8 protein-coding genes are annotated in these 12121 nt (G+C 60.5%); 4 read left to right on the plus strand and 4 right to left on the minus strand.

Annotated elements, in window-relative coordinates:
* Window positions 1–74: 74 nt before the first annotated feature.
* From C998_RS15215 to C998_RS0111165, 4 genes are all read right to left on the minus strand, one after another.
* Entirely contained in the window at window positions 75–3239 is a 3165-nt protein-coding gene (locus C998_RS15215) for a site-specific integrase (RefSeq protein WP_081617436.1), read from the minus strand.
* Window positions 3239–5899, minus strand: coding sequence for a hypothetical protein (locus C998_RS14110; protein ID WP_038082019.1), 2661 nt, complete (start codon window positions 5897–5899; stop codon window positions 3239–3241). The genes C998_RS15215 and C998_RS14110 overlap by 1 nt, the downstream gene beginning before the upstream one ends.
* Window positions 5900–6745: 846 nt before the next feature.
* Window positions 6746–7393, minus strand: a complete 648-nt coding sequence (locus tag C998_RS0111160) for an ERCC4 domain-containing protein (RefSeq protein ID WP_018870950.1) — start codon at window positions 7391–7393, stop codon at window positions 6746–6748.
* 178 nt (window positions 7394–7571) lie between these two features.
* Window positions 7572–8375, minus strand: a complete 804-nt coding sequence (locus tag C998_RS0111165) for a hypothetical protein (protein WP_018870951.1) — start codon at window positions 8373–8375, stop codon at window positions 7572–7574.
* Between the two features lie 331 nt (window positions 8376–8706).
* Between C998_RS0111165 and C998_RS0111170 the strand changes: the two genes are divergently transcribed.
* The 4 genes from C998_RS0111170 to tssE all read left to right on the plus strand — a co-directional run bounded on the left by C998_RS0111170 (window position 8707) and on the right by tssE (window position 12114).
* Entirely contained in the window at window positions 8707–9039 is a 333-nt protein-coding gene (locus C998_RS0111170) for a hypothetical protein (RefSeq protein WP_018870952.1), read from the plus strand.
* A 624-nt stretch (window positions 9040–9663) separates the two neighbouring features.
* A complete protein-coding gene (gene tssB / locus C998_RS0111175) occupies window positions 9664–10173 on the plus strand; it encodes a type VI secretion system contractile sheath small subunit (RefSeq protein WP_018870953.1) in 510 nt (169 codons plus the stop codon).
* A gap of 33 nt (window positions 10174–10206) precedes the next feature.
* Window positions 10207–11682 carry a type VI secretion system contractile sheath large subunit gene (gene tssC / locus C998_RS0111180; protein WP_018870954.1) on the plus strand — a complete coding sequence of 492 codons (1476 nt, stop codon included), beginning with the start codon at window positions 10207–10209 and terminating at the stop codon, window positions 11680–11682.
* A gap of 6 nt (window positions 11683–11688) precedes the next feature.
* Window positions 11689–12114 carry a type VI secretion system baseplate subunit TssE gene (gene tssE, locus C998_RS0111185; protein ID WP_018870955.1) on the plus strand — a complete coding sequence of 142 codons (426 nt, stop codon included), beginning with the start codon at window positions 11689–11691 and terminating at the stop codon, window positions 12112–12114.
* Window positions 12115–12121: the final 7 nt, after the last annotated feature.

Raw genomic sequence — 12121 nt, forward strand, 5'->3', positions numbered from 1 at the left:
CCTGTACAATTGCCTGTGCCGCCACCGAATGGATGTCTTCATCCGCGCCGTGTTTGGAGAAGTGAGTGACAATGCTATTCAATGGTCAATGAACATCTTGGAGTCTCTTTAAGCGCGGCGAGCATTGTGAGCGCCCAACACACACCGTAAACCCATCGAGCGTTTCGTGCGGCTTCTCCACTGCCCCGATGGCGCACCAATACAAGTCCTCTCCTTGATGTGGGTTCAATGCCTTTCAATTCCTCGCGTCGAGCGTCACCGGACTCGAGTTCGACCGGAGTGTGTCGGGCCCAGTATTGATACTGCCCCATGGGGCTCTCACGGCCACCCCCCAGGGCGGAGAAGTGGACGAAGTCGAATGCCTGGTCGAGCTGAAGCTCATGGAGGAATCGCCACCAGAGTTTGAGCATCGATACCGTGGGTACGACGACATTCAGGGGGCCGCTAGCTAGCTTGTGTGACCGGAAGAGCCGTGTGAGCTGGTCGCGCTGTGTCGCACTCCATGGTGTTTCGCCAAATTGAAGGATCTGGATCGTGGCCTTCGATAGGCGACGTCCCTGCTGCGTGCGGGGCGGAGCAATAACGCGTTCGGTGGTGCCTGTTGGCGGTTGGCGAAAATGTTCGGGTAAGGCAGCGATCCATTCCCGCACTGCCTCGATATCAGAGCAATCCCAAGGAGGCAGGAATTGCGCGTCCTTCGGGTGGTCCTCCGAAGGGGAATTTAGATAGTCCGTGAGCGACAGGAGTGCCGCATGAGGATCACGTGGCGGGAGTAATTGCTTGGGCTCTCCTGCATCCGTGTCCGCAGGGACGGGGGTGCCTAGGTGTTGGTCCAGCATCTTCTCTAACAAAACCACCGGGTTCCCTATGTCGAAATTCCGTTTGCTTCGCTGAACGTGTTTGATGGATACACCGAGTAGACGAGCCACATCTTGGAGCTCGAGTCTGGGAAGGGCTTCCCGCACGGCTTGGCCCCAAAGAAGGTCCGTCAGATGGATGTAATGATTCATTGTGATCTCGGTCGTCAAGTGCCCCATCAAAGCACTGATCAGCCGCAGGCTTCGGCGCTGAACCGGGGAATTGCCGAGAAGGGTGGTTCGCAACGTCGCGACGTCTTCAAAGCCGATCAGGGGATCAATACGGTCGACTACCAGCGCATCGTCGGCGTGTTCGTGGCGCCATAGTGCGAGCAAGAGCTGATTAGCGAAGGAGTGCCGCAGATGGTGATAGCGCAGACCTGCATCTCCCGTCACCCGTATTAACGCGTCCGTAATTTGTTCCAGATCGCGATCGAAACGCCGAAGATTGTCGTTGTCCGCTTCCTTCTTCCGTGGGCGGTCGAACATCGAAATCTGCGCAGGATCACCGCCATCCGCAATCACCGTTTGTCGGCGGGTGGCCCACCAGTGTTTCAGTCGCTCCAGATAGCGCTCGGGCAGAAGCACACCCAATGGGATGACTCGGTGAGCGCTTGAGCTCTTGAGTCCTCGGTTTCGGTTGGGGCTCACCACGCAATCCCACGCGGGCTCACCGTCCAGATCGTCGATGAGCAGCCCAACGGCTTCAGAACGCCGCAATCCCGCGAAATAACCGAGGCATGGGATCAAAACGAGCGTTTCCCGCAGCGCAGGATCCTCAGCGTAACGATAGTCCAGCCACCGAACTGCCCATTCAAAGGCCCGCGGTTCGATGAAATTGGCATCGACGGCGTGTGGCTGTCGTCCATGTACGGTGAAGAGGCCGGCGGATGCAACCTCGGGTGCCTTGTGCGCACTCCGCATGAATTCATGGAAGCTCGCAATCGCCGCTGCCAGTCGCTTTCGCTTTGACAATGTATCTGCGGTTTCAAGAACTGCCGTATAGACCTCGATGAAGTCATCCGCGCTTTCGAAAGTGGCTGGATCCTCGTCACTCAGGAAGCCGGCGAGAGGGATTGCCAGTGCATTGAAGCGATCGTAGGCCGTCTTGGGCTTCATCGGCCCAGAACCACCGCGGCTCGCAAGCAGCCAATGTTGAGCCCATTCCCCCATTCGGATGATGCTCGGTGGCAGCGGGCTATGAACATCGTTGCCACGATCTGCGTGGCGCTCCAGCCAGGTCGACACGCGTTTGGGATCCGCGGTTGATCCTCCACGGATTGAACGCCCGAGTTCGCGGATCCACGGACCCACGGGTGGAGTTGAGAGAGTGTCGTCTGCGTCGCGATCTTCTGCCATCCCTTGGGGCTCAGCAGGAACGATACCTTTGGGCTCCGTAACGGCGAGGCCGTCTCCGTACGGCAGCGCAGCCGGTGGAAATTCGATTCGCTGCATCACTTCCGGCGGCAACGAGACGGGGTTATAGAAACCCGTTGCGTATCCAATCAGGTGCGGCGGAATGTACAAGGCCAAGCGGGTTTCGACGACGTCGCGGAGGTCCGTCCAGTTGTCCGGAAACGGCAGGCTTGGGTCCAAACGCCGGAAGTAAGAGCCGATGAGTCGCTTGAGGAACGCTGGACCCCGCTCCTTACTGGCCGGCATCTTCGGCCAGCCACGCTCTTTCCAGTACTTCACCACCGAACGCGTGATCGGATCCAGGTAATGCCGACGAATCACCGGCCGTTGGTTGTCAGGCAAAGACCTCTCAATATCCAGCCAATGCAGGTGCGCCGGCGCGTTTCCGAGGGAGTGCGGGACCGCGCCGAGCCAGGCGGGCTGAACCAAACCACCGTATAGCAGAAAGGAGCCCAGAATCTGTCCCCACGCCATACGCCCATCATCGAGGTACCCGACGTCGGCCCCCACCGCTTCCACGAAGCGCGCATGCAACGGTTCGTATTGAACCATGCGCTCGAAGCGTTCAGGGCGGAAAACCGGTCTTCCGGGGGGTGGGAGTGGAGCTGGAATGTCGTACAGCGGGATTTTCCACACACCCAATCGATTGCCCGCATCGAGCACTTCGGCAACCCGCCAGCGTGCCCGAAAAGAAGAGCCCCGAGGCGCTGATCGACGGACCGTGTCCATGAACGCCGCAAACTGATCTCGGGTCCAGGGCGACTTGGGAATCCGGTCTCTCCAAAGCACGTCTGGGTGATGCTTTTCGATGGCCGACATGACCCCGCCAAGCTCAGAACGGGGCCCCCAAGAAAGCTCTTGGCGACCACACCAGACCTGGTCCCTCAGCGCCAGCAGGTCTTCCATCGGCACCGCAAGATGCCGCCAGAGCGCACAGACCTGACCGGTGGTCTCTTCTTCAAACATCAGACCCGGACGACCTCAAATCGCAGGTCGTCTAGCATCCGATCCAGAATCGGCTCCACTTCGCCCCGCAATCGATGCGGGTCCATCGACGAGTAAGCAGTCCAAGGCTCTTCGCTGTAATGCCAATGGCCCATCATCGTGTTGATCAGGGTTGGTGCCACCCCCAAGGCTGTCAGATACGTTCGGTGAAAATGGCGAGCCTGGTTCTCGATGGGCCAGGAACCCGTGCTCAGTTGTTCGCACTGCTGTTGTAGGCTTTTTCCGGTCAACTCCACCGGACTCCACTTGCCTGGGGCCACTTCTTGCCAAAAATAGACTGACTTCCTGAGGTCCAGCAGGAAGCCCTCGGACCCGTACCGGCTCCGGTCCCGGCTTTTGGTCGCCTTGACTTGAAGCACCGTCGGCATATCCAACGAACCCGAGAGAAAGCTCCGTTGCAGCCACGCGAGATAGATCTGCACCTGTTCGTACACGCGCTGCGGGAGTAGCGCGAGACGCGCGTGTAGCCCGTCACCGCGGTCCTTCTCCTGCAGGCATAGCGTTCGAGTAGGCCCATGGACCGCAGAGAGGTCTGGGATGGGTGTACGTATCGCCCGGGCCCCGGTCGCGAGAACCAGGCCAAGTGCTGTGTACAGGGCGAGGCGGTTGTGGAACGCATACGATGAGCCAACATCCGTGGCAGTGATCGAGTCGCGGATGTCCTTGACGACCTTCCGCAACGGCAGGACGCGGGGCGTCCGATCATCTCCAACCCAGCTTTTCTCGATCGAGCTGATTGCGACCTTCGAGGATGAGCCCACCGGGCAACGGGCCAGGACAGTGTCATTCCCTTGATCGAGCGATGGAAGATCGATTGCGGCGGCTAGATCATCCATGACCTCTTGAAACCTCTGCGCGAGTTTCTCGCGGCTAACGGCGGTGTAGAACTGGTGCGTAGCAGCGAGCGGATCTTTCTGTCCGAATAGCATCGCAGGGCTGATGTGGTCACCTTCTTCCAGCCCCCTGAACCAGGCCGGCAGCACCGAGGCGATGCCGTCAAACGTCTGGTGACGCCCGGACACGCCCATCCTGTCGAGCAAAGGCCGAATCTGGCGGTCCCAAACGTCGGTGTAAGTGTCCAGTTGATGTATGGCGAACGGCTTGCCGCCGATCGCAGTCGCCTTTTTCCTTCGAAGAAGGCCCCAGGCATCGGGAATGACAACCGCTTTCTTGCTCGGTACTAATTCACTGGCGACATCCTCTCGAACGTGGCGTCGCTCCGGTCCTTCGTAACTACGAACCCACACCCCAGAGGCCAGGTCGATATTGAGGTCCGTTGGCTGATTCCCGTCGTCGGTGCCCTTGACGATTCGCGCATTCCTGACATCTTGAGATGGCGTACCCGTGACCAAGCACGCCGCGGCGATCTCCAGAGCACGGCATAGTTTTTCGCACTCAGAATCGGAAATATCGTTGGGCAGTTGGCCGGAGCTCGCCATCCTGTAGATGTCGTTCAGGCCGCTAACCAGGCGCTTGATCTCCTGGAGCCTCGGTCGTGAACGAGCGATCCGGAATCGCTGGTTCTGGACAGCGATGTGGCGGGCTTTGTGGGCCGCCTTAGCGAAAACTGTCGATAGGTGTGGCAACGAGCCGAGGTCAGATACATCGAGGTTAAACCCGAGCACATCGTCAAATGAGACGGCCGCGCCTTCGGGCACACCGAACTCGGTGGGGTCGATGGCTGCATCGAGTATCTCGCTACGGGTCTCGGTCGCCGGGACGTATAGTCCCATCTCAACGTGCGCTTCTTTCCAGAGTTGCACATCCTCCATGCGCTTAAGGATTGTCCAGTACATCGCATGGTGGGAGTACAAAAACTGGGCGGGCAGTCGGCCTTTGTTCCTCCGTTTTCGACCCTGTTTCGGATCGCCAAATGGCGTGTCGTCCGAAATTCCGTATGCGATCGCAAGGAGATCACCGAACGCTTTCAGGTCCGATGGCAACGATCGGTATCTTCGCGTGAAACGACCGCTGTCGAGCGCATTAGACCTCGAATCCTGCCAATCGGGGCTAACTTGTTTCCCCATTTCAGTCAACGATTCTGACAACTCTTGCGGTCGCTGACAGACGTCCTGAAGCCGATCAAGGATCCATTCGGTTCCTCGGTCATGCAGGTTCCTGACCAGCCGGCCGGCGGCTTTCCGGCGATTCGGAAGGATATACCTCATGTGCCATTTCTTTTCGGCCAATACGGAGGCGACAAGGAGCTGAGCTTGGAGCCAGCCGTACGTGCTATGGCGTTGAGGCTGTGAATCGGCGTTCCAATAGCGGAACCACATGGCCGCCCAAATGGCATGGTCCGTATACACGCCATGTAATGGTGGCCGGATTCGATCCTTCTCGTGGTGGCCGTAGAATCGATCCGCGAAATGGATGCTAATGAGTTCGTCATCCTTGAGGGTGTCGACCGCTCGCGCCCATCGCGTGATTTGGTCAGTGCGGTTGCCCACGACGTGTCCCAAATCGGCGAGTTTCGGCTCGAGATCCACCAGATTTCCGGCTATTGGTAACAAGCCTTCGCAGCCATCGGGGATCTGCAGGTCGGCCTTCAAACTTTCCTGGAGCCGACACAATTCTGGCCCCAATCGTTTGCAGATCGCTTCGTGGAGTCGGTCACCCATGAGGATCGATTTCCCCTTTGCGCACCACTCTCTGAACGGTTTGCCTGCTCACCCCGAGGAAATCCGCGATTCCCTCGCGCGAAGGGTCAATCCACAGAAATCGGAGCCACTTTTCGTGCTGATCGGCAGCCTTAATGTACCTGGAGATGGTTTCCGCGTCGGTTGGAGAACCAAGGAGAGGAGTGACCAATTCGTCGAGTACCGCTACCGCCTCGGGATTCGGGAACGGGGCTGAGACGACCCATGTAAGGCGTCCTGGTTGGTCCGCTAAAGCACGGATGATTCGGTACGTGCGGTGGCCCCCGCAGAGGCTTAAATCAGAGTCACTGACGATGATCGGGTAGAGGATCTCGAGTGTCGAAAGATGTGGAGAAAGCTTCTGGATCGCGATCCTTATGGCTGACTCGGGGAGTCTGGCTTGAGGGCTGTTCGGCGGGACAACAACGCTGTCGAGAGGCACCTGTTTCCACTGAGGCTTGCGGGTCTGAGGCATGGGGACGGTCACGCTGAGTGGTATTCATTCAGAGTGCCACAATGTTACATGCGGGGGGAGAGACGGTTGGGACAAAATCTGAGGTAATTTTAGCCCCAAAAAGATCCGGGATGACCTTAAATGTCCAGAAAAGAGAGGGATATGGGGTATTCAGGGGAGGGGGCGGGGATGCGGACTACTATGTCAAGGTGGTGCACAACTGAGCTACGCGCCTGTCGTGTCCGAGACGCGTATTCTACAGCGTCTTTCGGGTGTGTCAAAGGATGCTGTAAGCCGATGATTCCTTGAGCTCCTTCGTGCGGCACAGGTCGCGTTGACCACGCACGTCGGGTTGCGGTCCGGTCATCGATCGCTCAGCTTTTGCGGCTGCCGTAGGTGACGACGGACTCGATGCGTTCGGCGCGTTCGGGGTCGAGGACATCGGTCCGGGCAAGGGTGGCGGCGTCGGCGTTGATGACGTCGCGCACGCTGCCAACGTGGCGCAGCAGGTCGCGGGCTTCGTCCGCGGCGACGCCGGGCAGGCCGCTGAGGATGAATTCGGCGACCTTGCGCCGGTTGTCGGACTCGGCCTCACGGTCGACGGGATCCGGCTCGATCTGTGCGTTCAGGCCGGTCAGGTAGATGAGCATGCCGCTGTTGTCGGCATCCGGGCTGGGCAGCACGCTGATGCCGAGGGCGATGGTCAGGTGGGCCAGGGCGCGGTGGATGTCCAGCGCCTGCTGGTAGAAGCGCGGCTCGTACAGGTCCCCTTCGACGATGTAGATCACCTGCCGGTAGTTGGCCTTCAGCTTCGCGGCGTTCTCCCACAGGCTCTTGTCAACCACGCTCAGGACCATGTCGGCCGCGGATTTGCGTTCGATCACGACGCCGTTGGGCAAGACGTAATCGCCCACGTCCAGATCGGTGAATTCCAGTTCCACGCCCTCCAGCTCTTCGATGCGCTGGATGATCTTGCCCTTTTCGCGCTTGTCGACGCGGATCGGCAGATGAAGATTTTCCATTGGGGACTCCGGTTGTGTGACCCGCACGCAGTCTAGGCGGAGCGCAGGGGGTAACTCGCAATCCCTCATGCAGTCTCGGATACCACCGGGAGGGCGCCGGTTCGTCGCCCTCCCCGGTGTTCCTGCCCGAGCTGCCCGAGCGGGTCTGTCCGGGACACCGATCGGATCCTCACCCCGGTTACGCGGGGTCGTCGGGCTCGTCGTCCAGCGATGCGCCGCCCTGTTCGAGGAAGCGGCGCACTTGCTCTTGCCGGCGGAAGGCGCCCTGGCCCGATCTGCGCGTGCGGGAGAGGGGGATGGATTCCCCGGATTTCAGATAGATGACCGGCCTGTGGGCGGGTTTGCTATGGCCGGAACGCTGTGACCTCGACCAGGTCGTCTCTACGGCCACCCGGCTGATGTCCTGCAAGGGAATGTCGCGGATCTTGCCGGGGCTCCCCGGCTGCCACCAGCGCCGTTCGGCGACCTGTAGCTGGTTAACTCCGGGCGGCAGCCACAGGGCCACGACATTGCGCTGGAACAGCAGCAGGTAGAGACCCAGTACGCTCATCGCCAGGGGCATCCACAGGCCGAACGTGACCTGGTGGCTCATGTGGAAGTCTCCGCCCTGACGGACATCGTCGAGGCCGGTGTTGACCTCGTCCACGATGGATTGAACGCCCGATCGGCCGCTCCGGCTGTAGCCCAGGATATCCACCGAGCTGTCGTCCAGCTGCAGGTTGGCGGAGTAGGTGCGGTCGCCGTCGCTGTTCCGACTCTCGCCCAGTGTGGCCTGCTGGATCTCTTCCAGGGGGTAGCGGCCCTCGGTGGATTCATGGATGCCGAACGGGGCCGATCGGGTGAGTTCGCAGTAGCGCTCCTCCGCCCCGCAGGCGAGATGCGTGCTGCGGCCGAACGTGGTCAGGAAGATCACGCTCATCACGAGCACGAAGAGCCCCATGAGCGGGGTGCCCCAGTTCTTGAATACCAGTTGGTTACCCACGGCTTCGCTTCTCCTTGTGGCTGGCCTGAATATGTGCGTCGGGGCGTGGCGTGAACCGCACCATCGACCGACCAATGAAACCGGATGTCAGCCGGACGGAGAAACCTCCGTTTGGAGGGGGACATATTGCCTGACGGCCTTTGGTGATCTCACTCGAAATCGGGAATCCCGGGGGATCGTTCAGGCGCTCGGTCGGATTCGCCTCCGGCAGCAACATAGTCACTCGCCATCTTCCGCGGCGGCCGACGGTGCTTGAGGTTCGGAGGGGGCTGCGGTAGAAAGCCCTGTAATGGAAGAGGTTGTGTGATATGGATATCGGGGAGGAGCGTCGATGAACATCAATATCCACATGTTGATCGGCGGCGTGTTAGTGCTGCTGGTAGTGCTGTGGGTGTGGCAACGGCACCGTCTGCTCCGGCGTGCCGAGGTCGAGCAGGCCGAATGGGAGGCACAAAGCCGCCAGGTAGACGCGATTCAGGAGGCCATGAAGGAACGGGACGACGTCGCCAACCGGCTGGCGGAGCTGGAGCGATCCGGCGGCGACGAGGACGCCCTCGAGTCCTTGCGCGTCGAGCTGGAGGCCATCGACGTGCGGTTGACGGAGCGGCTGGAAGCGATGACCGGCCGTAGCGAAGGCGCTGCAGCTGGAAAGCCTCGCGGCTGACTACCACGCCCGTGCGAGGCCTGCGTCGATGCTGGCTGGGAGGTATGCGGGGACGACGGAAGCCTGTCGGCCCGGGTTCGAGATGCCCCCGACTTGCAATGAGAAGGCGCGCAGCCAGGGGTTCCTGCAACCTTTCCCGCGCGTTGTCCGTCAGCCGGATGAACCCCGTGCCGAACGACGCTCCTGGATGGGGCCTGGATCCGCGAACCCGCGCGGGCAAAGCCTGGCGCCGGAGGAACGCAAAAATGTGCGCTATTTCCAGAAACGGTGCTTAACGTCTCTGGAAGGTCGGTACAACCCTGATTTTGGTGTGGACGGCTGGTTCCGCATAGTGATACAAAAAGTGGTGTTTCCCGGTCAGGATGATCGGGCGCTCAAAACGCCTTTCGGTTTGCTCCTTGCAGGGGGGCGAAGCGACGAGAGCGAATTGCCCCCACCGGCGCTGGGGCGACCAACAATCATGGACGAAAAGGACCCCCTCAATGCGCGGTAGCCACCGCATTTCCCACTTCGACGTCTCCCTCTTGTCAGCTCGTCAAGCGTCACGAGTGTTCTGCACCTTTGTGGGTGCCAGAGCGTTTGTCGTGTCTGACCGAGACTTCATCTGGTCACAAGGAGTGAATCATGTCCAAAGAAGGAACGGTTGCGCCCAGGGAGCGCATCAACATTCGTTATGTCCCGGCCACTGGAGACCAGCAGGCGGAGACCGAGCTTCCGCTGAAGCTCCTGGTCGTCGGTGATTTCAAGGGTGGCACCGAGGATACCCCGGTCGAGGAACGCTCCACCGTCTCGGTCGACAAGAACAACTTCCAGTCCGTGCTCGCCGAAGCGGGCCTCGGGTTGGAGGCCTCGGTGCCCAACCGTCTCCAGGACGGCGATGAGGACAGCGATCTTCCGGTGAGTCTCTCCTTCAAGGCGCTGGACGACTTTTCCCCGGACAAGGTCGCCCAGCAGGTCCCCGAGCTGCGAAAGCTGGTGGAGCTGCGCGAGGCACTGGTTGCCCTCAAGGGGCCGCTGGGCAATGTGCCGGCGTTTCGCGAACGCCTGCAGGAGCTTCTGGAGAGCGAAGAGGCGCGAAACCAGCTGCTGGAAGAACTCGAACAGGACACCCCCTCCACGGATGAAACCGAGTAATCGGGGCTTGCAACGGAAGCGAGGTAACAAGCAATGAATGAAGTGGTAGAGGAACAGTCCCGCGACGGCGTGGCCACCGGGTCCCTGCTGGATCAGGTGATGGCGCAAACCCGCATGGCGCCGGCGGACGAAGGCTATGATGTCGCGCGCAAGGGAGTTGCCGCCTTCATCAGCGAACTGCTGCGGGATGACGAAGAAACGCCTCAGGTCAACAAGGCGGTCGTGGATCGCATGATCGTCGAACTGGACCGGAAGATCAGCGCGCAGGTGGACGAAGTCCTGCATCTTCCCCGGTTCCAGAAGCTCGAATCGGCATGGCGCGGGCTCAAGCTTCTCGTGGACCGCACCGATTTTCGCGAGAACATCCGCCTGAGTCTGCTGCATGCCACCAAGGAAGAACTCCTCGACGACTTCGAGTTCTCTCCCGAGCTTGCCCAGAGCGGGCTGTATCAGCATGTGTATGCATCCGGCTACGGCCAGTTCGGTGGTGACCCGGTCGCCGGGGTCATTGGGGTTTACGAGTTCAACCCCAGCACGCCCGACATCAAGCTGCTGCAGTACACCGCTGCGGTGGGCGCAGTGGCGCATGCACCGTTCATTTCGTCGGTCGCACCGGAATTCTTTGGTGTGGAGAGCTTCCAGGAGCTCCCCCATATCAAGGACTTGTCCGCAGTCTTCGAAGGTCCGCAGTATGCGCGCTGGCGCAGTCTTCGCGAGAGCGAGGATGCCCGGTACCTGGGGCTGACCGCGCCCCGTTTCCTGCTGCGGATGCCCTACGATCCGGTCGAGAACCCGATCAAGACCTTCAGCTACCGCGAGACGGTAAGCCAAAGCCATGAGCATTATCTCTGGGGGAATACGGCCTATCTCCTGGCCGAACGCCTGACCGACAGCTTCGCCAAATACCGCTGGTGCCCCAACATCATTGGCCCGCAAAGTGGCGGAGCGGTCGAGAACCTTCCCGTCCACACCTTCGAGGCCATGGGCCAGCTGCAGGCGAAGATTCCCACCGAGGTGCTGATTACGGACCGTCGGGAGTACGAGCTCGCGGAAGAGGGTTTCATCGCTCTGACGATGCGCAAGGACAGCGACAACGCGGCTTTTTTCTCCGCCAACTCGGTGCAGAAGCCGAAACGCTTCCCGAATACCCCGGAGGGTCAGGCGGCCGAGACCAATTTCAAGCTGGGCACCCAGCTCCCGTACATGTTCATCATCAATCGCCTTGCGCACTACATCAAGGTGCTGCAACGCGAGCAGATTGGTGCCTGGAAGGAGCGGCAGGATCTTGAGCGGGAGCTCAACGACTGGATCCGACAGTATGTGGCGGACCAGGAAAATCCGCCCGCCGATGTGCGAAGCCGCCGTCCCCTTCGGGCTGCCGCGATCGATGTTTCCGATGTGGAGGGAGACCCGGGCTGGTATCAGGTATCCCTGGCGGTTCGGCCACACTTCAAGTACATGGGCGCGAACTTCGAACTCTCGCTTGTCGGTCGTCTGGACAAGGAGTAAGGGCCGATGACCGAGGTGTCTCAGACCATCAATGGGCCCCGGTTGTTCGAGCGTCTGGCCGCACCGGGTTACCCGGACCCTTCGGGTGGCGGCGACCAGGCGCTTGTCGACTCGATCAAGCGGCATTTGACCGATCTGCTCAATAGCTGCCCGGGCCACAGTCCGTGCGTGCCGGAACTCGGACTGATGGATTTCAACGATGCCACGGGCGCCGCGCTGGACCTCAAGCTTGGTGTGCGGCAGGCCGTTCAGGCGTGCATCGAGCGGTTTGAACCGCGCATCACCGATGTGAACGTGGAGGTCCAGGACAACGGCAGCCAGTCGACACGGCTTCAGTTTCGGGTGCGTGCCCGGCTGGCGTCGGACGGCCGGCGTGACGAAACCACCCTGGACCTGTTGCTGGCCGATCGCCGGTACTGGCTCGTCGAATGACGGCGTT

Origin of the sequence: Thioalkalivibrio sp. ALgr3 (assembly GCF_000377325.1) — a bacterium.
In the GTDB taxonomy this organism is placed as follows: Bacteria; Pseudomonadota; Gammaproteobacteria; order Ectothiorhodospirales; family Ectothiorhodospiraceae; genus Thioalkalivibrio.

Excerpts from the sequence above, each read along its gene's own strand:
- C998_RS15215 (WP_081617436.1), bottom strand. The coding sequence starts at position 3,239 with ATGTTTGAAGAAGAGACCACCGGTCAGGTCTGTGCGCTCTGGCGGCAT.
- C998_RS14110 (WP_038082019.1), bottom strand. The coding sequence starts at position 5,899 with ATGGGTGACCGACTCCACGAAGCGATCTGCAAACGATTGGGGCCAGAA.
- C998_RS0111160 (WP_018870950.1), bottom strand. The coding sequence starts at position 7,393 with ATGGAAAATCTTCATCTGCCGATCCGCGTCGACAAGCGCGAAAAGGGC.
- C998_RS0111170 (WP_018870952.1), top strand. The coding sequence starts at position 8,707 with ATGAACATCAATATCCACATGTTGATCGGCGGCGTGTTAGTGCTGCTG.
- tssB (WP_018870953.1), top strand. The coding sequence starts at position 9,664 with ATGTCCAAAGAAGGAACGGTTGCGCCCAGGGAGCGCATCAACATTCGT.
- tssC (WP_018870954.1), top strand. The coding sequence starts at position 10,207 with ATGAATGAAGTGGTAGAGGAACAGTCCCGCGACGGCGTGGCCACCGGG.
- tssE (WP_018870955.1), top strand. The coding sequence starts at position 11,689 with ATGACCGAGGTGTCTCAGACCATCAATGGGCCCCGGTTGTTCGAGCGT.